Source organism: Arthrobacter sp. efr-133-TYG-120, from assembly GCF_030209785.1.
Taxonomy (GTDB): domain Bacteria; phylum Actinomycetota; class Actinomycetes; order Actinomycetales; family Micrococcaceae; genus Arthrobacter.
The window spans coordinates 231,624-255,854 of the sequence record NZ_JARVRI010000001.1; the positions used below are offsets into that span (position 1 = coordinate 231,624).

The 24,231-nt window shown below is 64.1% G+C and carries 25 protein-coding genes and 1 tRNA gene; 15 read left to right on the top strand and 11 right to left on the bottom strand.

Going from position 1 to position 24,231, the window contains the following annotated elements; all coding sequences use genetic code 11:
- Positions 1–46: 46 nt before the first annotated feature.
- Together QRN51_RS01080 and QRN51_RS01085 are read right to left on the bottom strand one after the other, a co-directional pair.
- A complete protein-coding gene (locus tag QRN51_RS01080) occupies positions 47–1,402 on the bottom strand; it encodes an extracellular solute-binding protein (RefSeq protein ID WP_284988285.1) in 1,356 nt (451 codons plus the stop codon).
- 104 nt (positions 1,403–1,506) lie between these two features.
- Positions 1,507–2,760 (bottom strand): ROK family transcriptional regulator, encoded by a 1,254-nt coding sequence (locus QRN51_RS01085; RefSeq protein WP_284988286.1) that lies wholly within the window; start codon positions 2,758–2,760, stop codon positions 1,507–1,509.
- A gap of 129 nt (positions 2,761–2,889) precedes the next feature.
- On the opposite strand from QRN51_RS01085, the gene QRN51_RS01090 reads away from it, so the two are divergent.
- Positions 2,890–3,780: an aminoglycoside phosphotransferase family protein gene (locus tag QRN51_RS01090; protein ID WP_284988287.1), complete on the top strand. Its 891-nt coding sequence runs from the start codon at positions 2,890–2,892 to the stop codon at positions 3,778–3,780.
- 3 nt (positions 3,781–3,783) lie between these two features.
- Here QRN51_RS01090 and QRN51_RS01095 read toward each other — a convergent pair whose 3' ends face one another.
- Positions 3,784–4,923 (bottom strand): class I SAM-dependent methyltransferase, encoded by a 1,140-nt coding sequence (locus QRN51_RS01095; RefSeq protein ID WP_502870835.1) that lies wholly within the window; start codon positions 4,921–4,923, stop codon positions 3,784–3,786.
- A gap of 209 nt (positions 4,924–5,132) precedes the next feature.
- Between QRN51_RS01095 and QRN51_RS01100 the strand changes: the two genes are divergently transcribed.
- Complete coding sequence (locus tag QRN51_RS01100; protein ID WP_059389338.1) at positions 5,133–5,510, top strand: cupin domain-containing protein; 378 nt, start codon at positions 5,133–5,135, stop codon at positions 5,508–5,510.
- A 75-nt stretch (positions 5,511–5,585) separates the two neighbouring features.
- Here the strand turns inward: QRN51_RS01100 and QRN51_RS01105 are convergent.
- Positions 5,586–5,661 (bottom strand) — tRNA-Ala (locus QRN51_RS01105).
- 251 nt (positions 5,662–5,912) lie between these two features.
- The gene (locus tag QRN51_RS01110) at positions 5,913–6,863 is read right to left on the bottom strand and encodes an NAD-dependent epimerase/dehydratase family protein (RefSeq protein ID WP_284988289.1); all 951 of its coding nucleotides are present in this window, start codon (positions 6,861–6,863) and stop codon (positions 5,913–5,915) included.
- Here QRN51_RS01110 and QRN51_RS01115 point away from each other — a divergent pair.
- Positions 6,854–7,552 carry a ScbR family autoregulator-binding transcription factor gene (locus QRN51_RS01115; protein WP_284988290.1) on the top strand — a complete coding sequence of 233 codons (699 nt, stop codon included), beginning with the start codon at positions 6,854–6,856 and terminating at the stop codon, positions 7,550–7,552. The two genes, QRN51_RS01110 and QRN51_RS01115, sit on opposite strands and share 10 nt — an antisense overlap.
- 1 nt (position 7,553) lies before the next feature.
- On the opposite strand, the gene QRN51_RS01120 is transcribed toward QRN51_RS01115, so the two are convergent.
- Entirely contained in the window at positions 7,554–8,723 is a 1,170-nt protein-coding gene (locus QRN51_RS01120; RefSeq protein ID WP_350224956.1) for a ScbA/BarX family gamma-butyrolactone biosynthesis protein, read from the bottom strand.
- On the opposite strand from QRN51_RS01120, the gene QRN51_RS01125 reads away from it, so the two are divergent.
- Positions 8,605–9,222 (top strand): TetR family transcriptional regulator, encoded by a 618-nt coding sequence (locus QRN51_RS01125; protein WP_059389342.1) that lies wholly within the window; start codon positions 8,605–8,607, stop codon positions 9,220–9,222. The genes QRN51_RS01120 and QRN51_RS01125 overlap by 119 nt on opposite strands.
- Before the next feature lie 91 nt (positions 9,223–9,313).
- Complete coding sequence (locus QRN51_RS01130; protein ID WP_284988292.1) at positions 9,314–10,093, top strand: SDR family NAD(P)-dependent oxidoreductase; 780 nt, start codon at positions 9,314–9,316, stop codon at positions 10,091–10,093.
- 105 nt (positions 10,094–10,198) lie between these two features.
- Here the strand turns inward: QRN51_RS01130 and QRN51_RS01135 are convergent, their stop codons facing one another.
- Complete coding sequence (locus QRN51_RS01135; protein ID WP_284988293.1) at positions 10,199–10,984, bottom strand: GntR family transcriptional regulator; 786 nt, start codon at positions 10,982–10,984, stop codon at positions 10,199–10,201.
- A gap of 159 nt (positions 10,985–11,143) precedes the next feature.
- Here QRN51_RS01135 and QRN51_RS01140 point away from each other — a divergent pair, with 159 nt between their 5' ends.
- Genes QRN51_RS01140 through QRN51_RS01155 form a run of 4 tightly spaced genes read left to right on the top strand, consistent with a single transcriptional unit; the run spans position 11,144 to position 14,984 of the window.
- Complete coding sequence (locus tag QRN51_RS01140) at positions 11,144–12,577, top strand: MFS transporter (RefSeq protein WP_284988294.1); 1,434 nt, start codon at positions 11,144–11,146, stop codon at positions 12,575–12,577.
- Positions 12,578–12,614: 37 nt separating this feature from the next.
- Positions 12,615–13,592 (top strand): nucleoside hydrolase, encoded by a 978-nt coding sequence (locus tag QRN51_RS01145; RefSeq protein ID WP_284988295.1) that lies wholly within the window; start codon positions 12,615–12,617, stop codon positions 13,590–13,592.
- 11 nt (positions 13,593–13,603) lie between these two features.
- On the top strand, positions 13,604–14,098 hold the full coding sequence (locus QRN51_RS01150; RefSeq protein ID WP_284988296.1) for a nucleoside deaminase: 495 nt from the start codon (positions 13,604–13,606) through the stop codon (positions 14,096–14,098).
- A 46-nt stretch (positions 14,099–14,144) separates the two neighbouring features.
- Positions 14,145–14,984, top strand: a complete 840-nt coding sequence (locus QRN51_RS01155; protein WP_284988297.1) for a PfkB family carbohydrate kinase — start codon at positions 14,145–14,147, stop codon at positions 14,982–14,984.
- Here the strand turns inward: QRN51_RS01155 and QRN51_RS01160 are convergent.
- Positions 14,981–15,646 (bottom strand): TetR/AcrR family transcriptional regulator, encoded by a 666-nt coding sequence (locus tag QRN51_RS01160; RefSeq protein WP_284988298.1) that lies wholly within the window; start codon positions 15,644–15,646, stop codon positions 14,981–14,983. The genes QRN51_RS01155 and QRN51_RS01160 overlap by 4 nt on opposite strands.
- A 100-nt stretch (positions 15,647–15,746) precedes the next feature.
- On the opposite strand from QRN51_RS01160, the gene QRN51_RS01165 reads away from it, so the two are divergent.
- Positions 15,747–16,793: an agmatine deiminase family protein gene (locus tag QRN51_RS01165; protein ID WP_284988299.1), complete on the top strand. Its 1,047-nt coding sequence runs from the start codon at positions 15,747–15,749 to the stop codon at positions 16,791–16,793.
- Positions 16,790–18,511 (top strand): amidase, encoded by a 1,722-nt coding sequence (locus QRN51_RS01170; RefSeq protein ID WP_284988300.1) that lies wholly within the window; start codon positions 16,790–16,792, stop codon positions 18,509–18,511. The genes QRN51_RS01165 and QRN51_RS01170 overlap by 4 nt, the downstream gene beginning before the upstream one ends.
- Before the next feature lie 4 nt (positions 18,512–18,515).
- On the opposite strand, the gene QRN51_RS01175 is transcribed toward QRN51_RS01170, so the two are convergent.
- The 3 genes from QRN51_RS01175 to QRN51_RS01185 form a co-directional block, all read right to left on the bottom strand.
- Entirely contained in the window at positions 18,516–18,887 is a 372-nt protein-coding gene (locus tag QRN51_RS01175) for a sec-independent translocase (protein WP_284988301.1), read from the bottom strand.
- A 47-nt stretch (positions 18,888–18,934) separates the two neighbouring features.
- Complete coding sequence (locus QRN51_RS01180; protein WP_059389348.1) at positions 18,935–19,498, bottom strand: hypothetical protein; 564 nt, start codon at positions 19,496–19,498, stop codon at positions 18,935–18,937.
- 88 nt (positions 19,499–19,586) lie between these two features.
- A complete protein-coding gene (locus QRN51_RS01185) occupies positions 19,587–20,189 on the bottom strand; it encodes a cadmium resistance transporter (RefSeq protein ID WP_284988302.1) in 603 nt (200 codons plus the stop codon).
- Positions 20,190–20,276: 87 nt separating this feature from the next.
- Between QRN51_RS01185 and QRN51_RS01190 the strand changes: the two genes are divergently transcribed.
- From QRN51_RS01190 to QRN51_RS01205, 4 genes are all read left to right on the top strand, one after another.
- A complete protein-coding gene (locus QRN51_RS01190; protein WP_284988303.1) occupies positions 20,277–21,122 on the top strand; it encodes a phosphotransferase in 846 nt (281 codons plus the stop codon).
- Positions 21,123–21,281: 159 nt separating this feature from the next.
- The gene (locus QRN51_RS01195; protein ID WP_284988304.1) at positions 21,282–22,160 is read left to right on the top strand and encodes an ATP-binding cassette domain-containing protein; all 879 of its coding nucleotides are present in this window, start codon (positions 21,282–21,284) and stop codon (positions 22,158–22,160) included.
- Positions 22,157–22,957: an ABC transporter ATP-binding protein gene (locus QRN51_RS01200; protein ID WP_284988305.1), complete on the top strand. Its 801-nt coding sequence runs from the start codon at positions 22,157–22,159 to the stop codon at positions 22,955–22,957. The genes QRN51_RS01195 and QRN51_RS01200 overlap by 4 nt, the downstream gene beginning before the upstream one ends.
- Complete coding sequence (locus tag QRN51_RS01205; RefSeq protein WP_284988306.1) at positions 22,954–24,216, top strand: MFS transporter; 1,263 nt, start codon at positions 22,954–22,956, stop codon at positions 24,214–24,216. Before QRN51_RS01200 ends, QRN51_RS01205 begins: the two co-directional genes overlap by 4 nt.
- The last annotated feature ends 15 nt before the right edge of the window (positions 24,217–24,231 follow it).

Consider the following 24,231-nt stretch of genomic DNA (forward strand, 5'->3'; position numbering starts at 1 on the left):
TGCGTCGCAGGGAACCGCGGTTGAGGGAATCAGGGACTGCCATGCGTCATTTCTGCATGACCTTGGCGTCGCCGACGAGTTTCTTGACCGAAGCGTCGTATTCGGCTGCGGCTTCCGCGGGGTTTTGTTTGCCGGTGATGACAGCCTCGGTGGCTTGTTGGACCGCGAGGGAGATCTTCGGATAGTCGGCGGTTGCCGGGCGATAGTGGGTGACGCCCACCAAATCGGAAACATCCTTCACGAACGGGTTGGCCGCTTGGTATCCGGGATCGGAAGCGACATCGGTGCGGACGGCGATCTGCGAGTTGTTCACGTCAAACGCCAAGGCATTCTTCTTGTTCACGGCAGTGGTCAGGAACTTGAAGGCCAGGTCCGGGGTCTTGGTCTTCGCGCCGACGGCGAGCGTCCATCCACCGGACATGCTCACGCCACCGGGATCCTGTCCACGCTGTGTCGGGAACATGGCCACTCCCATGTCCTGCGCATAGCCGGCCCATTCGTAGGAGCCGCCCTTCTGCCAGAAAGACGGCGCGTAGGAGCCTTCCACGGTGGCACCCATTTTGCCTTGCGGCAGCCACTTTCCAAAGACTTTCTTCCAGACGTTCGAATCGAGGGCATCCGCAGGGGTCACGGAAAGCTTCTCGTCGTAGAGGGTCTTCAGGAACTGGAGCGAGTCGGTGAACCCCTTGGAACCCACAACCCACTTTTTGTCGCTTTCCGAATACAGGGAGCTTCCCGTTCCATAGAGCAATTCGTAGAAGCTCTGCATGACGGTTCCCTCACCGGTGCCTTTTCCGGCGTACATGCTGAAGGGAATCACGCCCGGATCCGCGGCCTTCATCGTGCGGGCCGCAACCAGGATGTCTTCCCAGGTCTTCGGCTGCCAGGGCACCGAGATGCCGGCCTTCTGGAGGACTGTCTTGTTATACCAGATGGCCCTCGTGTCAGTGCCGAGCGGGACGGCGTAGATGCTGCCGTCGTCACCGCGTCCCGCGGCCTTGGCACCCTCGTTGAACTTGGACCACTCGTCCCACGCGGCCAGCTGCGAGTCGAGTTTCAGCAAGTATCCGGCGTCGACGTCCGAGCGGACCTTGAAGGTGTCCTCGTAGAAGACGTCCGGAGCCGTGTCCGGGGAACGCTGGGCCAGCGCGAGCTTGGTGCCGTAATCGTCGTCGTTGGCTTGGATGGGCTCCAAGTCCACGGTGACGCCGGCGTTTGCCGCCTCGAATTCCTGCTTGGCGTCCTGGAAGACTTTGTCCAGGGCGGTGAAGGAGTCCGTCTTTTGATAGACGATCTTGATGGTTTGTTTGTTAACAGCTTGCGGTTGGGCAGAGCAGGCGGGCGAGGCCAAAAGGCCTACGACGCCGAGCAGTGCTGCTCCGATCCGGACTGGGCGACGCATGACGCTCCGATCTTCAAGCGGCTGCAGCCCCCACACTTCAGCTGGCCCAGCCTGTTACCGATATTGATAAATGCGGCCCTGCGACGCAGGACGTGGTGAAGGCCTCAGCCTTCCAAGAGGAGCCGCTGGGCGCGCGGCGCAAGCGTATGTTCCAGCACCAGGCAGGCCGCGCCGATGGCGCCGACATCTTCGCCCACTCCGGTCCCGACAACCTCGATGCCGTGGATGCTGTTGGCGGCGCTGTTGGCCGCGAGCAAGGGCGGAATGCGATCCAGGTAACGTTCGGACATCCGGCCCCAGAACGGGCCGCCAAACACGACGCGTTCGACGTCGAGGGTGTTGGTCACCACCGCGACCGCCCGGGCAACCAGCACCGCCGACTTGTCTATGATCGCGATGGCCCGTTCGTCACCTGCATCCGCGGCATCGCAAAGCCGGGCAAAGCCTTCCTGGACCTCCGGGCCTTCGGTGCCTTTGCGGCCACCGTTCAGGACACCTTGCTCTTCGGCTTCGGCCACGAGCACCTGCGGGATGCAGGAGGACTTGACGCAACCGCGCAGGCCGCAATCGCATGCTGGCCCGTCCGGATCGACAATGATGTGTCCGATCTCACCGGCGTTGCCGGACGTTCCACGGACAACTTCGTCATTCAAGACGATGCCGCAACCAATACCGGTACCCATATACATGAAGATGAAACTTCCGGTGCCGCTGGCCCCGCCCGCCCAGGTTTCGGCGACGGCCGCGCTGGTAACGTCCTTGTCCACAAGGGTCTCGAGCCCGGTGGCTTCGGCAAGGGCGTCCCTCAAGTGCACCCGGTCCCAACCCGTCATGAGGGGCGGATCCACGACCGTACCCTCGTCAAGGTCTATGGGGCCCGGCGCCGCGACGCCAAGTCCCGCGATCTTTCCCGTATCAACACCTGAATCTTCGATCAGCGCCTTGATTTCCTCCGCTATGGCGGCGATGACGCGCTGCGGATTGCTTCCGGCCGGCGTGGGAATCCTGGAGTGCTTCACAACGTCTCCGACCAGGTCCAGGACCACGGTGGTGATGACCGCAGGATCGAGATGGACGCCAAGCGCGTACATTCCGGAAGGGTTCAGGCGCAGGATCGTGCGGGGCTTGCCCGGGCCGCTGCCTTCCTTGCCCGCTTCGACAATGAGATGTTGATCCAGGAGGCGGCGGGAGATGTTCGAAATGGTCTGCGGTGAAAGGCCGACAATCTGGGCGAGTTCCACCCGGCTCAGTCCGCCGGACGAACGCCTGATTGCGTCGAGAATGACGGTCAGGTTGAAGTCCCCCATGCGGGGCAGATTGGTTCCGCGCCTCGGAGTCGGCTGGCGGATCTCAGTCACGGATTCCCCTAAAATCATTCGAATAATGCTGTTGCATTTGCATCGTACGGCACCTGTGCTTGTCCCGGTATGCCCACACGCTGCCCAGGCGTAATGGACCCGGATATTGCTGATCGGAGGCCCCGGAATATGGCACTCATGCCGCAGGCCGAGCTGGACATCACCGCAGGGTTGGTGAGGAGTTTGCTCGAAGATCAACTGCCAGGGCTCGCCGACCTTCCCTTGGAGTTGGTGGCCAACGGCTGGGACAACGTCATGTACCGGCTCGGCAAGGAGTGGGCCGTCCGCTTGCCCCGCCGGGAGGCGGCAGCGCAGCTGATACTGCATGAGCAGCACTATCTCCCCGGGTATGCCAAGCGTTCGCCAGTGCCCCTCCCCAGCCCCATCCATTCGGGGCGGCCATCCGCGGATTATCCATGGCCGTGGAGCGTGACTCCTTGGTTGGAGGGACTCTCCGCGGCGCGGGCGCCCCAGGAGTTACGGAACGCGGCAGCCGAGGACCTTGCCGCGTTCCTCGTCGCCATCCACGTTCCGGCCGCACCGGGCGCGCCCGTCAATCCCGTCCGGGGGGTGCCTTTGGCAGCGAGGTCCGGCGTGGTCATGGAGCGGCTCGACGATTCCGGCCGCTATCCGCAGGCGGCACGGTTGCGGACGCTCTTTTCCGAGGCCTGCGGGGCGCCGCCGTGGGACGGCCCCGGGCTGTGGCTGCATGGAGATCTCCACCCGGCCAACGTCCTCCTGCGGCCCGACGGCCGCCTCGCCGCCGTCGTCGACTTCGGCGACCTCGGGGCCGGGGATCCCGCCGTCGACCTCGCCGTGGCATGGTTGATGTTCGACGGCGGTGCGCGGCGCCGTTTCATGGCGGCCTTCGGAGGCGCGGTGGACGCCGCTACGTGGGCCCGGTCCCGCGGCTGGGCTGTGGTCCTTGCGACGGCGATGGTCAGTTTCTCGGATGACAATCCGCGGATGGCGGGAATCGGGCACTTCGGGGTGGAGCAGTTGCTGTCGGAAGCGCTCTGATGGTTAACGTTTGATACTGCGCGTCACGGTGAATTTCGGGTTGCGGCCGATTTCGGTGGTGGGACCGATCAGCCTTTCGAGCGCCGCGCGGTACTGCAAATGGCTGTTGTAGACAGTCCAGAGTTCGCCGCCGGAAGACAGGACCCTCGCCGCGGCATCGAACATCTTCGTGGCCGCCCCGGCATGGACGCTTGCGCCGAGGTGGAACGGCGGGTTCAGCAGGATGAGGTCGGCGCTGCCCGGTTCGAAAGTGGACATGGCGTCGTCCTGGACTACCGTGATGCGATCTGCCAGTCCGTTGGCTGCCGCGGTTGCCCTCGCGGAAGCGACGGCTGCCGCCGATTGGTCCGTCGCCGTAACCCGGGCGTCGGGATGCTTCCGGGAGTAGATCGTGGCGAGGATCCCGGTACCGCAGCCGAGGTCTACCGCGTGCCGCGCTCCAGGGATCCTGTCCAGGAAGCCCAAGAGGAAACGCGTGCCGATATCCAGCTTCGTGCCCGAAAACGCACCCCCGTGGGCGCAGACCGTCATCCCCAGCTCCGTGTTCTGTTCCGAGACCGGGAAGGGCTCCGGGGTGTCCGGCCGCTTGGGACCGGCGGCAAGCAGGACACGTGACTTCCGTTGCGCAAGCTGCGGCTGCACCGATTCGAAGCGGCGTTCAAGGACGGCGTTCATGCCCAGGGACATGTGCTTGACGCGTCCTCCAGCGAGCAGGACAGCTCCCGGCGCCGCAAAGCGCGCAACGGCGTCGACGATTTCTTCCAGTTCCGCGAGGGCCTTGGGCAGCTGCATGATCACCAGTTCGGCGCCGTCGAGCAGGCCGGCGCCCAGCTCGAACTGATCAAAGCGGCCCGACAGCCCGGACGCCTCGGCGTTCCGCTGCAGCGCGAGCCTGCCGGCGTAGGGGTCCTGGGTCACCCGGACGTGCCCGACGCCGAGCGCCGCCAAGGCGCCGAGGGTCAGGGCTCCGTAGCGGTCGCCGATCACCGCAACGCGGGATTCCGGATTACTGAGGTAGCCCGCCGCGCTCTCAAGGAGGAGCCGGTCGGTGGCGTCATGCGCATGCAGGTTCTCCGCCTCGACGTCGGGAAAGCGGCGCAGGGTGCCGAAGAGCGTCTCAAGGTGTGCATCCAGCTCGGTCAAGGTCACGGTGCACCAATCTATCCCCCTCAGGAACCCTCGACAACACGGGGGTGGCGGAGGATGGTAGAGATTGCAAGTAATCGACCGTCTGACCGCTGCTGAAGGCACGGCACGCGCCGCAAGCAGCCCGGACATCAGGGTCCGCTGCGAAGGGCGAGCCACGTTGCGGACCTGGAAGACCAGGCTCCCACTCCCCTTGTGAGCAGACCATGACTGTCAACCTCGTCACTCAGCTTGAAGTAAAGTCGCACAATTCCCCCGATGAAGTTCGCCGCCCGGAGAAAACCGTGGTGGAAAACGTCACTGTTGGTGACTACACGATCGGCCGCCTCAGCTTCGAACCGGGCTGGAGTTGGGCGGACTGCATCAAACCGGTGGTCCAAACGGATTCCTGCCAGCTCAACCACGTGGGTTACTGCATTGCCGGCGCACTGGAAGTCGAGACCAGCGACGGCAAGAAGATCAGCATCTCCAAAGGAGATTCGTACACCATTCCGCCCGGACACAACGCCTGGGTGGTAGGCGACGAGACCTACTCGGCGATCGAGTTTGTCAGCGCGGCAGAATATGGAGTCAAGCGCGAGTAGCACGGGGCCGTGCCTGACGCTTGCCACGGAGAGACGAAAAAGGGAACCACCCGCTCGGGTGATTCCCTTTTCTTGTGGTGGAGCTGAGGGGACTCGAACCCCTGACCCCCTGCATGCCATGCAGGTGCGCTACCAGCTGCGCCACAGCCCCGAACTTTGCTCACCGGGACTTCCATCCCCGCCGGAGCAACTCGTCAATACTAAACCACAAGGATGTGAGATAGGAAATCGAACGCCGTCGGCACCCGGACCGAGGATGTGCGGTAGGACAGATGAGGTGCGGTCGATTGCTCGGCCGCACCTCCCCCCATTACTGCCCTTCAACTAGTTGCCGCAAACACAACGAGCCGCTGGACTGAAGTCTAGAGACTGGCCGGCCATTAAACAAACCGATCAACCGGTTTATGACCGGTTGGGCTCCCGGGAAACGTGGTAGGCGGAAGAAAATTCACCAAGGGCACTGCTGAACGTTTCCGGTTCGAGCCCGGAGATCCGCCAAAGGCCTCCGGAGGAATACCAGTGATCCTTCGTCACCAAGTCAACCTGATGGCTACTGAATCCTGCCGCGCGCAAGGCCGGGCCTGCCTGTTCGTCATCTCCCAGGAACTTGGGGCACTCCACACCGAATACCCGGGCAACGCTCTCCAGGAGGGATGACACCGGAACAGGTTCCGGATATGCGGCATGGAAAGCGCGCCCGGGTTGCCGGGGTGCCAACGCAAGCCCGGAAAGCAGCCTGCCAAGGGCCTCGACGCCGATGATCGAAAGCAGCGCCGAACCATCGCCCGGCCACCCGCCAGCAACCTTCATCAGCCTGAGCAGGCCCGGAACAAACCAGCGGTCTCCCGCACCGAACACGAGGTTGGGGCGAACAACTTCGCCGCCGTTGCCGAGAACCAGCTGTTCGGCAACGGCACGGGTGGCGCTGGCAACCGAGGCCGGGTGATATCCCACCTCGGATTCAAGAATGCCGCGGTGGGGACCGCTCCCGTAAACACTGCACGTACTGACATAGATCAGCCGGGCTACCCCGGCTTCCCGGCACTGCTCAACGACGTGACCGGTGCCGGCCTCGTTGATCGCATGGGCAAGGCGAGGCTCGGCGCCCACATAGGATGCTGCGTGGATGACCACATCCGTACCGGCCAAGAAGGGAATCAGGCTCCCCGGGACGGAAATGTCAGCGGTCGCAATGGTAGCGTTGTTGTTTCGTAGTCTTGCAACCGGTTTTCGTGAGAGTGCAACAACGTGCGCCCCTCCGGATCCGGCGAGTGAGGCTACAACCCGGCTTCCAATGAAACCGGACGAACCGAGGACCAGTACCCGGGGCACATGGTCAACACATGTTGACATGTCCCCCACCGATCTTCGGGTCCGTCAGTTTCATGTACTCAAGTATCCCGGACGCAGAAACCGGAGAGGTCTCCACGCGGATCATGCAACAACGTGCCAAAGCCACCCGAACGGCAGTCATCGAGGGTGCAGCGTCGATCTTTGAAGAGGTCGGTTACGGGAATGCAAGCCTGAGCGACGTCACTGAGCGCGCCTCGGTCACTAAAGGCGCGCTCTATTTCCATTTCAAGTCGAAGGAAGACCTGGCGCTTGCCGTCATCGCCGAACAGCACAACATCGTGCGTGTCGCCGGGGAGAAGATCGCCGCCGCGGGACTGCCCGCGCTGGAGACCATGATCGCCATGTGCCGGACATTCGGCCAACAGCTACTCGATGAGCCAATCGTCAGGGCCGGAATCCGGCTGACCTTCGAAGCTTCGGCGTTCAATGGAGACGTCAAAGGTCCCTACCAGGACTGGGTAACCACCATGGAGATGCTGACGCGCCAAGCCCAATTGGACGGTGACGTGCGGCCCGAGGTTGAGGCCGCAGACTTCGCACGGTATTTGGTTGCGTCTTTCACGGGCGTCCAGATGGTTTCCAACGTGCTGACAGAACGGCGCGACGTTCTCAAAAGGATTGACGACATGTGGGGTTTCATGATGCCGGCATTAATACCCAGCCACCCGCAAGGCCCAGGGACGCCCTGAATCAATGCGGCGTTTTGACCTGAGCCACCAAGGACATCAGAGTCTCTTCTTCGTGCAACAACCGGACTCTCATCACACCATGGGCGGCATGTGATTCGAGTCGAGTCACAACAACATCCACGGGATAGCTGAACTCAACCAACTTCATGAATTCCGCCTCAAACAGGGCAAAATCGACATCCGGCCGGGAACACGCTGCGCGCGCAGCCTGCCTTGCGGCCTCCACCAAGAGCATTCCCGGGACGTGGTCCAGCGGATGGTCAAAGAAGATGGGGTGGGTTGGGTCAACCCGCAGCGGCCAGACGAAGGGGCGCGAGCTTGGCCCGAGCATCACGTTCCGCTGGGTGGCATGCCCGACGTCGGCACACGCCAGCAAGTCTTCTCCAGCGGCCGGCAATACAGTGGGGACCGCCCCGCGCAATCGCTGGTACGTCGCAGGATTCACAATGCGGGCCGCCGCGGCCCCTTCCCCGATGGGAGTGCCGTCAACAACGAACCGAGCAGTGACAGTCAGGGCGGACAACTGCCCTCCACTGAGCTTCATATCCTTCACGTCAAGTTCGACCGCAACTTGCGCAGGTACCAAGGGATCCAGGAGCGCGGCTTCTACCGAGATGCTCATGTACGGCATGAGGAACTTGTGGGTCAAGGGCACTCCGCACAAATGGGACATGAAGATTACCGCCTGCCTCAATGTCTCAGCCATGAGCGCCGAATCAGGCGAACCGTCCGGCGACCCATAAAAAACGTGCCATCGCGGCCACTGCGCTCCCGCAATGAACCGCCTTGAACTTGTTTGGACAAAGTCAGTCAAGAAGACTTCCGAAACGGAGCGCTTATGAACGAGCTCCCGCTTGACGGAAGCCTCGAAGAGCGCTTCATCGCGCATTGGGTCCCCCCACTCCTCCCAAAATCTGCCAGAGCAGCGATCGCTACTGTTGCGCCCCTTATTAAACGACCAAATCCTATCGGCACGCTGTGCCCATCGGATGATCGAAGCCGGCGAACTACCCAGATTGACATACCTACTGGTCGGTTTGTAACGTGGCAATATGGAGTTCGGCGACACAGGCAGTACGCCCAAGGGCGCGGCCACACGGAATGAGATCCTTCGAGTTGCCGCGGACGTTTTTGCGCGCAAGGGGTTCGAGCAGACCCGGATGGACGACATCATCCGCGAAGTCGGGCTCACGAAGGGAGCCATCTACTTCCACTTCTCTTCGAAAGCAATGTTGGCCCAGGCCGTCGTCGACGAGCAAAAGTCACGTTGGCTGCGTCGCGTGCAAGAAGAAATTCTGAGCAAGAACAACCCGCTGGAGGAGTTGCGCAGCCTCGGGGAGTTCATGGTCAGAACAGTCCTGAGCGACTCTTCCGCGTGGGGCGTGGTGCATTTGGCGAATCAACTGGCATCCACGAAGGAGCACCCCGGTGGCGCCTCTCCCCTGGCCGCATGGGTGGATCTCGTGGCCGGCATCCTTCAAAGGGGCCGCGCAAGCGGCGTCCTGGCGTTTTCAGGCGATCCCGGCGACGCGGCAACGGTTATCGTGGCCGCATTCGACGGGTTGAAGTCGGTCACCGATGCCCTTGACCCCAAAGATCTCGATGCCTTCGAGAGACGCGCGAACCTGCTGTTGCAATTCCTCGAGCAGCAGTTCATTTCCAGCCAGTAATGCAGCGGGCCACGAGCCTGAGACTTCGACTCGTGGGCAAAAAACAAACCGCACAGTCAGTTTATTAACAGTCGGAACGTAGGAGAAGAAAATGAACATTTCAGCCAAAACAGCCCTCATCACTGGAGCCTCTACGGGCATTGGTTCGGTCTTCGCCCGCAGACTTGCCGCTGAGGGCGCACGCTTGATCCTGGTTGCGCGCAGCCAGGACAAACTTGACGCGCTTGCGGCTGAACTCCGCGGGCACGGCACCGAAGTGACCGTCCTTGCCATGGACTTGAGCCTTCCGGACTCCGCAAAGGAACTCCAGCTCGCCACCGATTCGCTGGGACTCACAGTGGACATCCTGGTCAACAACGCGGGATTCGGAACACACGGACAAGTCGTCCAAGCGGACGCCGACCGCTACGCCGAACAGATCCAGTTGAACTGCTCCACCTTGGTCGGTACCAGCACACGCTACTTGCCTGGTATGGCTGAGCGCGGCTCGGGGGCCATCATCAACATCGCGAGTACGGCCGCATTCCAGCCGATACCCCACATGGCCGTCTACGGCGCGACGAAGGCGTTTGTGCTCTCCTTCACCCAAGCGCTGTGGGCGGAGACTCAAGGAACGGGCGTGAAGGTCCTTGCCGTTTGCCCGGGGGCTACGGACACGCCCTTCTTTGACATCGCCGGCGAGGCAGCAGCCGCCGGATCCTTGCGGACCCCGGAGCAGGTGGTGGACACCGCCATGTCCGCGATCCGCGGGAACAAGCCGAGCGTCGTGGATGGCCGGCTCAACTCCTTTGTTGCCCGGGTGGCCGTCAAGCTGCTCCCGGAGAAGCTGGTAATCGCAGCCGCGGGACGAGCCGTCCGCCCAGCCAACTAGTCCCCACGGCCACCCTCGCCCCGCAAGTCCCCAACTGACTAGCAGCAGGTGTCGTTATAGGCCCTCAAAACGACATCTACTGCGAGTCAGTTGGGTGCCCGCCCGTTAGGTTCCCTGGATGATTCCGATCTGGACCACTCCGGTGTTGACCAGTGTCTTGGCCAGGTAGACGACCTGGCCGGAGTGCTCCACGGTCTGGGTCAGGATCAGCACCGGGTCCTGGGCATCCAGCTCAAGCAGCTCGCCGCGCGCGACGCCCGGGGTGCCTGCTGCGATGTCGGTCTCGCCGGGACCAAAGGCCGGGCCAATAGCCGAGATCAAGTTAGCCAGCAGCGTGGCCTCTCCCTGAACGTCTTCCACGATGGCGCGTGCCGCTTCAGGGTCACGATCAATGAGACCCCCCTTGCTTGCGACGTGCTCTTGGACCAAGGCGATAGGAGAGCCGTCCCGTGTGAGGACGCTCTCGAAGAACCAGGAGGGCTCCTCTTCGCGGATTCCGAGGGGCTCTGCGGTAAACACCGACGATGACGGGTGCAGTACGTGCTGCGTCCGGCTGACCTGGATAGCGGATCCGGCCTCAGCGAGAATCTCCTCCATGGGCCTGATCCGCTCCAGGCCGACCCGCGGCAGGCGCGTGGCCACAAACCGTCCAATGCCCCGGCGGGACCGCACATAGCCGTCTTCCTCGAGGAGCATGAGCGCCTCACGGACTACCGTCCGGCTGACCTTCATTGCCGAACCCAGGTCCGTTTCCGAAGGCAATAGCGAGGAAACGGGGAAGTGCCCCGCCCTGATGGCGTTCATGATGCGCGAGTACACGGCAACACGGAGCGGGATGTTGGCGGTGGCATCCAACGGCTCCGACAGAACGGCTTCAGCGCTGCGGTCCAAGATGGCTCCCTTCGTCGATGTTCAGAGTTTACGCGATGAGTATTCCGAGCTTGTATAACAAGCGTGTATGATGCACATATAAGCCATCCTGTGCTCTGCGCCACACCTGCATCGAGCCGCCCCCAGAAGCCGTTTTGTTTCAAACAAGGAAGTTTGTCCATGACCACCCAAGCCACCAGCACCCCAGGGCTCCCCCTTCGGCGAAAAGCAGCGCGAGTGCCCGTCCTCATCGCCACGCTCATCCTTTCGATCCTCAGTTACCAGCTCAACGCCAGCCTGTTCTCGGCGGCCCTGCCGGCCATGGCTGCCCATTTCCAGGAATCCACCGAAAACGTGGCCAAAGTCCAGTCGCTGTTCTTCCTGACCGGCGCCGTCCTGGGCATGGCGCTTTCGCGATGGAGCGACTTCCTGGGACGCCGCCGCACCTTGCTGATCGTCCTCTCGATGATGTTGTGCGGCACGGTCCTATGCCTGTGGGCGCCGAACCTGACCATCCTTCTCGTGGGCCGTGTCCTGCAAAGTGCCACGAGCGCCACGTTCACCATTTCCTTCCTGCTCTTGTCGGAGCGCTTCAGCAAACGCCTCTTCGGCATTTCCGTCGGCGTCATTTCGGCGGTCAACGGCGGCATCGGCGGACTCGACGGCTTCCTGGGCGGTTTCATCACCGACACCATCGGCTGGCAGTTCCTCTTTGTCCTTGTCCTCGGTGTGGGCGTGCTGGCGATCGTGTTGGTCGCCGTCGTCGTCCCGAAAAGGGCCGCCCGGACACGGGAAGGACGCATGGACTGGTGGGGCGCGGGCACCCTGGGCACGTTCCTGGTTCTCTTGAGCAACCTGATCGGACAGGCTTCCACGTCCGGATGGGGCGATATCTGGACCCTTGGATATCTCGCCGGCGCCGTGATTGCCGGGCTGGCGTTCGTGGCCGTGGAAAAGAGGGTTGCGCGTCCCCTGATCGCCATCGAACAGTTGCGATCCCGCCAGGTATGGCCGGTTTTGGCGAGCACAGTGCTGACCCTTGCCGGTATCTTCTCGGCGTTGAACTTCACCGTGATCCTCCTCAGCCAGGACGCACACGCGGGATACGGACTATCCGCCTCCATGTCAGCCCTCCTGTACCTGACGCCTACAGCGTTCGTGGGTGTGCTCACTGCGGTGTTCTCCGGCTGGTTCGCGCAGCGCATCGGCTGGTTCAAGGCCCTGCGGATCAGCAGCGGGCTGATCGTCGTCGCGGCAGTCGCCGTGGCAATCTTTGCCGCGGACCGCTGGATGGTCTTCGCCTTGCTGATCATCATGGGAGTCCTTTATCTCGGCCAGTTCCAGAGCACCGTCAGCGGGATCGCCGTGCTGAATTCACCCAAATCGGCGCCCGGTTCCGTGCCCGGCCTGAATGGAGCATGCTTTGGAATCGGAGCCAGTGTGGGAATCGCCGTCGTCGCACCCGCCGTCGCCGCCGGAACCATCGCCGGTTACCAAACTGCCCTGTGGATCTCGGCAGGCTTCGCCCTGGCGGCTTTTGCTGCTTCCCTGATCCTCCGCCCTGTCGCTGCGAGCGCCGCAGCGGCACCGGCCGCCGTCGCCGCCCATGCTTAAGCCCGAACCCACGTCACCAAAACCCCGAAGGAGCACCATGACCACCACCACACCGCAGCCGTTCTACCTCGATTGCGATACCGGCATCGACGATTCCCTGGCCATCGCCTATCTCCTGGCGAGCCCAGAGGTGGAGCTGGCCGGGATCGGAACCGTCAGCGGCAACGTCAGCGCCGCAACCGGGGCCGTCAACACCTTGAATCTGCTCCATGCTGCGGGCCGGACCGGGATCCCGGTTGCCGTGGGTGCCCACGATCCCCTCATGGGGACGTTCGACGGCGGGGCGCCGCACGTTCACGGCGAGAACGGCATCGGCGGGATCACCTTGGAAGACGCCGGACTGACGGTGGAATCAGAGACTGCCGCGGAGATGCTGGTGCAGCTCGCCAACGAGTATCCGGGTGAATTGCGCGTCATCGCCGTAGGCCCGCTCACCAATCTGGCCCTCGCGCTGCAGCTGGACCCGAACCTCCCGGCACTCGTCCGCGATGTCACGATCATGGGCGGAGCCGCGTTTGTGCCGGGCAACGTCAGCCCCGTCGCCGAGGCCAACATCTTCAACGACGCCGAGGCCGCGGCCGCAGTGATGGAAGCCGACTGGCCGGTCACGTTGGTGCCCCTGGATGTCACCATGAACCACCGCTTCGATGAGGCCCATCGTGCGGCGCTCGGAACTGCCGGACATCCGGTGGCCAGCGCACTGTCGGGCATGCTCGTCCAGTACTTCGCCTTCTACAACACGATTTTCGGTGAACACTGCGCCGCCCTCCACGATCCGCTGGCGGCCGCAATCGCCGTGGGTGCCCTCGAGCTCGACGACGCCCCGTACGTTGGAATTTCCGTGGATACGAGTAAGGGTGAGGCCCACGGCAAGACCCGCTGTGAGCGGCTCGACGGCGAAGCCGCCGGCGTGCGGGAGGTGCCGGACCGGGCATCGCGGGTTGTGCTGTCCGTCAAGGGCGACGCCGCGGCACACCTCTTGGAGCGGATCCTGTCCCTGCCGGCAGCGAACTGAAGGGGCTTTTGATGAACACTTCGTTACCCGCCAAGCCAAGCCAGGCCGACCTTGAGTTCCTGCACCGCGCCATTTCGCTCGCGCGGGCTGCCCGGGATCGCGGCGACCACCCGTTCGGTGCACTCCTGTTGGCCCCGGACGGAACCCTCGTGGAAGCCATGAATACCGTCAACACGGAACACGATCCCACCGGGCATGCCGAGACCAATTTGGTCCGATTGAGCGCCAGGAAGCTCGATGCCGCGGCACTGGCCGGCAGCACTTTGTACACGAGCACCGAACCGTGTGCCATGTGCACCGGTGCCATCTATTGGGCGGGAATCGGGCGCGTGGTCTATGCCTTGTCCGAGAAGGACCTTGCCTCGATCGTCACCGAGCAGTCGGGCGTGCCCACCCTTGACCTGCCCTGCCGCGAAGTCCTTGCCCACGGCGGCAACACCGTCGCCGTGACCGGCCCGGTTCCGCTTCCCGAGGCGACAGAAGTCCACCGTGGCTTCTGGCACTAGGCCGGAAACCCGACCCCGCAATCCAGCACCACCCGAAGGACAACTCATGCCCCACCCCAGCACGCTCACTGTTGTCGGCAGCCTCAACGTCGATCTCACGTGCCGCGTCCATCGCTTGCCGTCCCCCGGTGAAACCATCGGCGGCGGCACGCTCACCCGCCAGCCCGGCGGAAAGGGAGGCAACCAGGCCGCGGCAGCTGCCCGGCTCGCCCGTGCCGCCCGCATGGTGGGCGCAGTCGGCGCGGATCCGGATGGCCGGCTTCTGACGGAGGCCCTGGACCGGGCAGGGGTTGACACTTCGGCAGTGGAGCAGGTTTCCGCACCAACCGGCACCGCCTTGATCGTGATCGACAACGAGGGCGAAAACCAGATCGCCGTGGCTCCGGGAGCCAACGCCATGGTTTCGCTGGAACGCGCTGATTTCTCGGATGGCGGGCCGGTACTCGCACAGCTTGAGATCGCCGTCGAAACCGTACTGGAAGCCGCGCGCCGCACCACCGGGTTCTTCGCCCTCAACGCGGCCCCGGCACAGGCACTCCCGGCAGAGCTTCTTGAACGGTGCGATCTGGTGATCGTCAACGAGTCGGAGTACGAGCTCATCCCCCAGCTTCGGAGCGCCAAACGCGTGGCCGTGACGTATGGTGCGGGCGGGGCGTCGATGTACACGCAAGGGGTCAAGACCGCCCATGCGCCCGCGACGAGGACGAGCGTCGTCAACAGCGTGGGGACCGGCGACGCCTTCTGTGCGGCGCTCGTCCTCGCACTTGCGTCGGGCCTAGACGAGGAAAGCAGCCTCGCGGCGGCCTGCGCGGTGGGGGCCGCCGCCGTCGGGAGCGAGCTTTCGCAACCGGAGTTCGCGCGGCTGGAACACTACCTGCCGAACTAGGAATCCGGACTTGGGATCATCCCGGCGTGCTGGACGCCGCCCGGCAACAGCGAACCGCGGGCCGCACCCACCATGCCCTCCACTGCGCGGGCCAGGTGCGTTCCGCGGTCGCTGACGCCATCCCAGCGCACCAGCGCCTGGGCGTTCAGTCCGTCCACCATGCCCAGGATCTGCCAAGCCACAGACGGAGCGTCGAACGTGTCGAACTCACCGGCGTCGATCCCCGCCTCGACCACGCGCTGCACCACGGCCTGCCATGCATCCATCTGCTCACGGACGCAGGCTGCGAGCGCCTCGTTCCGGCGCCCCAGGGTCCACGCCTCCACCCAAATGGCTGTGACGTCCAGGCGGCTGCTGTCCATGAGCGTTTCAAGGAGCATGCCGAGCTGTTCCAAGGGAGTCGGCTGCGCCTCCAGAAGGCCGGCAACCTCCTCGGTCTCCGCCGCCACGATGGTCGAGAAGATCCCCGCCACCAAGGCCTCCGCGTTGGGCTGATAATGCGCGACGAGGCCCGAGGCCACCCCTACCCGCGCTGCAACGTTCCGCAGCGTAATGGCGGAAAGCCCCTGCTCAAGCGCTATTTCCTTGGCGGCCTCGGCTATTTCGGCCGCGCGTTCGGCCGGCGTCTTCCGCGCAGCGCGTTTCTGTATGGTGCTTGACATCACACAACAGTCTAAAGTAGTTTTCCTGTTGTTGATCATGCGATCAATAAGAAATGACACCTCACACCACATTTCACCTCACAACACGGAGGAGACTTCCATGGCCTGGAGAATGCCAGCCGAAACCGCACCCCATGAGCGCACCTGGATGGCGTTCCCCCGCACTGGCCTGACCTTGGGCGACGACGCCGCTTCGGCGGAAGAAGCGTACGCGGCCTGGACCGCCGTCGCGCATGCGGTGTCCGAGTTCGAACCCGTCACCATGGTGGTCGACCCCAGCGAACGGGACAGGGCCAGCCGGATGCTCGGCGCCGGAATCGAACAGCTTGAGGCTCCCCTCGACGAATTCTGGATGCGCGACGTCGGACCCACCTTCGTCGTCGACGACGAACGGCCCGGAGTGCTCGGCGCAGTTGACTGGATCTTCAACGGCTGGGGCGCCCCGGCCTGGTCCGAATGGCAGAAGAGCGCTGGCATGGCCCGCTTTGTCGCCGAAGAATCCGGCGCTGAACTGGTCACTTCCTTGCTGGTCAACGAAGGCGGGGCCATCCACGTCGATGGCGAAGGCACCGTCCTTGTCACCGATACCGTTCAGCTGGATCCACACCGAAACCCTTACGCGGACAAGGCACGCGTCGAAGCGGAACTGTCACGCACGCTGGGCACCACCCAGACCGTGTGGGTACCACGCGGTCTCACCCGTGACTACGAGGACCTCGGCACACGCGGCCACATCGACATGGTGGCCACCCTTCCCTCTCCCGGCCGGGTCCTGCTGCACTCGCAGACCAACCCGGGCCACCCCGACTTCGAGGTCAGCCGCACCCTGCAGCGGTTCTTCGAAACCCAGCAAGACGCCGCTGGCAAGCCGTTCGAGATCACGCTGCTTCCCGCGCCTGAGACCCTCCGCGACGAAGAAGGCTTCGTCGATTGGAGCTATGTCAACCACCTCGTAGTCAACGGCGGCGTGATCGCATGCGGCTATGGCGAAGAGCGCGCTGATGCCCTGGCGGCGGAAATCCTGGCCGAGGCCTACCCGGGCCGCCGGGTCGTGACCGTAGACGCCCGGCCAATCCTCGCCCGGGGCGGGGGAATCCACTGCATCACGCAGCAGCAGCCCACACTCAACGGGCCGGTGGCACGATGAGCCGCTTCGACGTCGTCGAGGCCTCCATCGCGCAGTTGCGCACCGCCCTGGAAGCCGGCACGGTGACCAGCCGGGAACTCACCCAGGCGTACCTTGACCGCATTGACGCCTACGACCGCAACGGCATCACGCTGAACGCACTGGTGGTGATGAACCCCGACGCACTCGCCGATGCCCGGGCTTCCGACATGCGCCGGGCAAGCGGCACCGCCCTCGGGCCCCTCGACGGCATTCCCTACACCGCCAAGGACAGCTTTCTGGCCAAAGGGCTCACGGCCGCCGCTGGCTCCCCCGCGTTCAAAAACCTCATCGCGCAAGGCGATGCCTTCACCATCGAACGCCTCCGCGAGGCAGGGGCCGTGCTCATCGGCCTGACCAACATGCCGCCCATGGCCAACGGCGGCATGCAGCGCGGCGTCTATGGACGCGCCGAAAGCCCCTACAACGGCGATTTCCTCACCGCCGCTTTCGGCTCCGGATCCTCGAACGGCTCCGGAACCGCTACCGCCGCGAGCTTCGGAGCCTTCGGCCTGGGCGAGGAGACCTGGTCCAGCGGCCGCGCGCCCGCGTCGAACAATGCCTTGTGCGCGTACACACCGTCTCGTGGGGTCATTTCGGTGCGCGGGAACTGGCCGCTGGTCCCCACCATGGACGTCGTGGTGCCGCACACCCGGTCCATCGCGGATCTTTTGGAACTGCTCGATGTTATTGTGGCCGACGACGCCGAAACCCGCGGCGACTTCTGGCGCGCGCAGCCCTGGGTCCAGATCCCGGCCGCGTCCCAGGTCCGTCCGGCCTCCTACCCTGCGCTGGCACCATCCAACGTAGACGGCGCCCGCTCAGCGTTGAGGGGCAAGCGCTTCGGGGTGCCGCGCATGTACATCAACGCGGACCCCGACGCCGGCACCAGCGAAACTCCCGGCATCGGCGTACCCACCGGTCAACGAATCCAGACGCGCGATTCCGTCATGGCACTGTGGGAGGCAGCCCGGCGCGACCTCGAAGCCGCCGGCGCCGACGTGGTGCTGGTGGACTTCCCCGTGGTTTCCAACTACGAAGGCGACCGCCCGGGAGCGCCCACCATCGCCACCCGCGGACTGGTCAGCCTAGACTTCCTCCGGCGGGAAATCGTCGATCTCTCGGCCTGGGCCTGGGACGACTTCCTCTCCGCCAACGGGGATCCGTCGCTCAACAGCCTGGCCGACGTCGACGGCGCTGCGATCTTCCCGCATCCGGAAGGCGCGCTCCCGGACCGTTATGACGGGTTCGACGACGATATCGCCGACTACCCGGCGCACATCCGCTTGCACGGGGCTTCCTCCGTCACCGACATCCCGTCCCTCGAAGAAGGACTGCACGGACTCGAAGAGACCCGGCGGGTTGACCTTGAGGAGTGGATGGACGGCCTCCGCCTGGATGCGGTCATCTTCCCCGCGGCAGCCGACGTCGGCCCGGCCGACATGGACGTCAACGAATCCTCAGCCGATCTCGGCTGGCGCAACGGCGTCTGGGTGGCCAACGGCAACCTCGTCCCCCGGCACCTGGGGATCCCGACAGTCACCGTACCGATGGGAACTATGAGCGATATCGGCATGCCCGTGGGGCTCACGTTCGCCGGCCGCGCGTACGACGACACCGCACTGCTGTCACTGGCCGCGGCCTTCGAAGGAACAGGCGAGCGCCGCACCGCTCCCCCGCGCACACCGCGCCTCGACTAACGGATCAGGTGGACTCGTCGTCGAAAGGGGCCTTCCGCCCGGCCGCCAACCGCACAACCGGGCGGGCAGGAGGCTGTCCAGGGGTCTGCGGCTGGGTTGGGATGGCAGGCTCAGGAAGCGGCTCGTCCTCGAGGAGGGCTTCACGGATGATACGGCGAGGATCGTATTGGCGCGGATCCATTTTCCGCCAATCGATGTCCTCGAATTCCGGACCGAGCTCCTGGCGAAGCTTTTCCTGCGCTCCGGAAGCCATGCGCCGCAGTTCGCGGATAAGCCGCCCCAGCTTCCTCGCGTACTCCGGAAGCTTGGTGGGTCCAAGGACCAAAACGGCAATGATCAGGAGAAGAGCTACCTTCTCGACCGAAATATCGATCATGGCTCCATTCTAAATCCGCCGCCAGGTGGTTCCGGGCGGCACCGGGCTTAGGAGATCGCGTACAACGCTACGGCAAGTCCAGCTGCCACCAACGCCTCGCGGACACCCTTCAATCGGGGTACGGCGTGCGATTTACTCTCGGCCGGCATCGCGAACGTGCCCAACAGCCAACCCGTGGCGGCGAAAAGCATGAGGATCGCGCCCATGATGTCGGCGAGAATGATGCCCAGTTGGTGTCCTGGATGATCCGACACCGATCCGGCTCCACTCGACGCGGAGAGCAGCACCCAGCCCGAGAGGGCTGCCACCGCTGCGCCATAGATCGCCGACCACCGCCCGGCTCCGGCGGCTCCCGCTGCCCGTGGCCCTTGGTACACGATCCTCACGACGGACAAGAGGAAGACAACGCCAGTCGCCGCTCCCAGCGGGACCACACCGAGCGGAGCCCACCCGAGCCCTACCGCCGCCATTGCGGCGGCCAATATCCCGGCGGCTGCGGCGTCAATCCGGGCCGCGACACTCTTGGCCCGGAAGATGGCTCCGAACCCCAACACGGCCGCTGCCCCGAAAAGCAGAACCAGAGCGCCTACAACAAACGAACCTCGGAACATATCCTGCCAATCCTCCTGCGCGCTTCCGGATGAAACCCACCCGCAGTCATATCAGTTCCGGATGGGAGAACCCTGCATGCTACGAAGATCAGCGCTGGAACAGCAGCGCAATGATTCCGGAGCGGACAATGATGGTGAGCCCAAGCGCCACATACACCACGGGAATAGCCCAGTTTCCGGCCCGCCGGCAGAACGCGCCCACCTTCGGGTGGGCTGTCAGCCAGTAACCGGCGGCACACCACACCGCCACCAGCACCGCGAAAGTCAGCCCCGTCACCACCGAAGCAGTCGGTCCCAGCGAATGGAACAGCGGAATGTATACCGAGATGTTGTCTCCACCGTTGGCAACTGTCACCGCGACAACCACGGGCACGGTCAGCGAACGGGGCTTCGGTGGATCTCCGGACGGGCGGGAAACCTTAATCAAGGCGTAGCAGCCCAAGACAAGCGGCACCAGACCCAGGAAACCAACCCACTCAACCGGGACGGGAGTGAGCGCCAACGCGGCCGCGGCCGCCACACCGGTCAGTATTCCAATGCCGAGGTATTGACCTACCCAGATTCTCCAGAGTTTGGGCACCGGGCGCGTCCTGGCTGACAGGAAGAGAACGGACAAGACCAGGAGGTCATCAAGATTTGTCGCCGCGAAGGCTCCAGCCGCTGTCAGTACGGTGCCGCCCAGATCTTCCATCGCTGATGACACTACCGCGTCGGGCCGGTGCCCTTGCCCTGACCACACCGGCTGGCGCAGTCGACCCCGCCATGGCAGCATCGGACGATGACTAGCGATAGCCGTCCGTACGTCGAGCCCGGGCAGCAGGAACCTGCCGTTCCGCTACTTGGCGGGGACGTGACGGAGGGGCTCGTCCGGGTGGGCGATACAGTGCGGCGCCCTGTGGGCGACACTTCTCCGCGGGTCCGCCGCCTCCTGGATTTCCTCCAATCGGCCGGCTTCCAGGGCGCGCCCCGATTCCTGGGCATCGACGACAGCGGCAGGGACACCCTGAGTTTCGTTCCCGGGGACACCGCCGGCCGTCCCTGGCCAAGCTGGGTAGCCGACGAATCGAGTGCCATCAGCGTCGCGCGCCTGGTGCGGGCCTACGATGACGCAGTGCAGCCGCTGGGCGTACCCGGCTGGGCACACGGGGACGACGCCGCTGATCCTCTTGGGTGCCCCGGCTCAATCGCGGGACCGGCGACATTCCTCGCCCACATGGACATCACCCCGGAGAATGTCGTCTTCCGGGACGGCACCGCCGTCGCCCTGATTGACTTCGATCTGCTGCGCCCCGCGACCCGGGCCGAAGAGGTCGCGAACTTGCTCCTCTGGTGGGGCGCGTGGATGCCCGTCACCGACCGCGATCCCGTCATGCGCGGAGTCGACGCCGCCTCCCGGGCTGCCATGCTGATGGACGCCTACGGCTTGGGCCCGGCCGATCGGGCCAAGATTGTTGGCGTAACCCGGAACGCCGCCGTGCGCTCCTGGCATGTGATACGGCACAGGGCGCTTACCCAGGGCGGCGGGTGGAAACGGATGTGGGACGAGGGCATCGGGGACAAGATTCTTCGCCGCCAAGCGTGGCTAGCCGAAAACGCCGCACTTCTCCACGCCGCAATAACGTGACCTGGCCTTAATCGTCGTCGAGGTGACGGAGCAGAAAAGGAAGGGTCGCGCGCATGGTCCGGAGATCGCCGTCGCTGGCTGCTTGTTCCCCAAGGTAGTCTCCATGGTTTCCAGGCGCGATCATCAGGCGGCTCCCCGGAAACATTTGGATTAATGAGAATGATTATTGATAGCATCAGTAACCATATCGTCCCTAGCCGAAAGTTCACCATGCACCCTGCCCTCCTGGTTCAAGACTTGAGGGTGTCCCTCCATGGACGCGCCCTGATTGACGGAGTCAGCTTCACTGTCGACCGGGGTCAAAGACTGGCCCTTTTGGGAGCTTCGGGTTCGGGCAAGTCCCTGACGGCGGCTGCCCTCCTGGGACAGCTCCCGGCTTCGATGAGCGCCTCCGGGCAGTTGCAGATCAACGGAGTAGACGTGACCTTGTCCGACCGGCGAACCCGCCGCTCGGGACTCACCGCTATCCATCAGGACCCGATGTCAGCGCTCAATCCCTTGGTGCGCCTGGGCAAACAGCTGGAGATCCCGCTGCGGCATGCCGGCCTTTCAGGCTCCGCGGCGCGGAAAAGGGCACTTGAGCTGCTCGCGTCGATGGGAATAGGGGAAGCCGAACGGACCATGGAAAGCTTCAGCGGCGAACTGTCGGGAGGTCAGCTGCAGCGGGTCTGCATCGCGCTCGCCCTTGCCTGCCGCAGCTCCGTCCTGGTAGCGGATGAACCCACTACCGCATTGGACATGGTCAGCCAGGCCAAGGTCCTTGAGGCCTTGTCCCTGTATTCGGAATCAGCTTGCTCGGAATCCGTGTATTCGGAATCCGCGCGTTCCGCAGCCGCCGGCGCGATGTTGTTCATTACGCATGACCTTGCTGTGGCTGCGGCGTTTTGCCACCAGGCCCTCGTCTTGAGTTCCGGCCGGATCGTCGAAGAGGGATCCATGGAATCGGTGGTGGAGCGGCCCCGGCACCAGTACACGAAGCAACTGGTGGAAGCCGCCCATCTCGGATTCGATTCCCTCCGCCGGAGAGCCACAGCATGAAGGCAGTCCTGAGCGCTGGCAATCTCGGACTCAGCTACCCGGGCCGCAGGCTCCTGAAGCAACGGCCGGCCCGGCCGGCATTGCAGGACGTTTCCCTCAGGATTGCCACGGGAGACAGCGTTGGCCTGGTGGGTGGCTCGGGCGCCGGAAAATCGACACTCCTGCGGATCCTGCTTGCTTTGGAGAAGCCGGACGCCGGAACCGTCACGTTCAACGACACCCCGGTTGTGCCCGGCCCGGCGTCGTCCTTGAGGTGGTACCGCCGCGCGGTGCAATACATCCCGCAGAATCCGGCGGCGAGCCTTGATCCGGGCATGAACGTGGAGCGGCTGCTCCTTGAACCCCTGAGGCAACTGCGCATCAATGGAGATCACCGCAGGATGATCCTGGATGCCTTGCAACGGGTCGATCTCGATCGCGGCTTGCTTGCGCGTCGGCCCTCGGAACTCTCCGGCGGGCAAAAACAACGCGTGGCCATTGCACGGGCCCTGGTCCCCGCGCCAACCATCCTCCTGGCTGACGAGCCGGTGAGCGGACTCGACCTTCCCCTCAGGAACTCGGTCTTGGCCCTCTTGGAACAGCTGGTCCATCGGGACGGGCTTGGGCTCCTGTTTGTCTCGCATGACCTGGCCGCCGTCGCCCGGTTGTGCTCCCAAACCCTGGTCCTCTCCGGGGGAAGCATCGTGGAACAAGGACCCACCTCTGCCGTGTACGCGAACCCACAGACCCGGGAGGCCAGGGAGCTTGTCACCTCCATCCCCGGACTGGGCAGGGACGTACGACAGGACAAGCCATGAACTCACGCGCGGAGCCCACGCCCCGGCTACTGCTGGCCAGCCAGCTCATCTTCAACCTTGGCTTCTACTCGGTTGTCCCCTTCCTGGCGGTTTTGATGCGCGAGGACTTTGGCATGGGCGCAATGGCCGTGGGAATTGTCCTCGGCGCACGTACCTTCGCCCAGCAAGGATTGTTCCTCGTGGGCGGAGCCGCCGCGGATCGTTGGGGAGCCCGGCCCGTCATGATTGCCGGATGCCTCGCCCGGATCTCCGGGTACCTTTTGTTGCTGTGGGCTTCGGACTTCCCCCTTTTCCTCCTGGGAGCCATCATCACAGGGGCGGGTGGCGCCCTCTTTTCACCCGCTTTGGAAAGCCTTGTGGGTGGGGCCGAAGAACGACGTGCCACCCTTCAGCCCCACAAAACCACTCTTTTCGCGCTGCTGGTCATTTTCGGGGAAATCGGCGCCGTGGCCGGTCCCCTGCTCGGCTCCGTCCTGCTTCAGACCGGCTTCGACGCGGCCCTGCTCGTCGGGGCGGGGGTCTTCGCCGTGATGGCAGTGGTCTTCGGCACTTTCCTACCAGCGACGACGGCGAGCGCCGTCGCAACGTCCGCCGGGAACTCGGCCGCCGCGCCGCCGTCGGACGCTTGGTCCTGCCTCAGGGAGAAGGGCTTCGTCTCATTCGCGGCTTTCTATAGCGTCAACCTCTTTGCCTACAACCAGCTCTACTTCGGGTTGCCCATCGAGCTGGAACGGAGCGACGCGGGTTTGGGTGCGCTCTCGGCGATTTTCGCCTACGCATCCATTTTGATCATCACCCTGCAATGGCCCATCGCCAGGCTCATGAAACGGAAGGGACCGGGCGTCGCGCTCGCCGCGGGATTCGCCGTTCAGGCCCTGGGGTTCGTCGCTATCGCAGCCATGGCCGCCTTCCCCTCGCCCGACGCATTCCCTGCGCTACCGGCGTTCCTGCTGGTCACTGCGCTCGCCGTCGGGCACATGTGCGTGGCACCAGTTGCCATGGATCTGGTCCTCGAATTTGCCGCAGGACGCTCCACCGGCGCCTATTACGGCTTGCTCGCGAGTTGCGGCGGAACCATGGTTCTCCTCGGCAATATGCTCCTTGCTCCGCTCTATGAACAGGCCACCACACCATCCCTGGCCGCGGTCTCTCCGTGGCTGGTGTCGGCAATTCTCGCGGCGAGCTCCGCGGCACTCATACATCGCTTCCTTCCGGCATCCGTCCCGGCACCGCGTCCGCAACAACTCCACACCGTTTGATCCACTCACACCCAC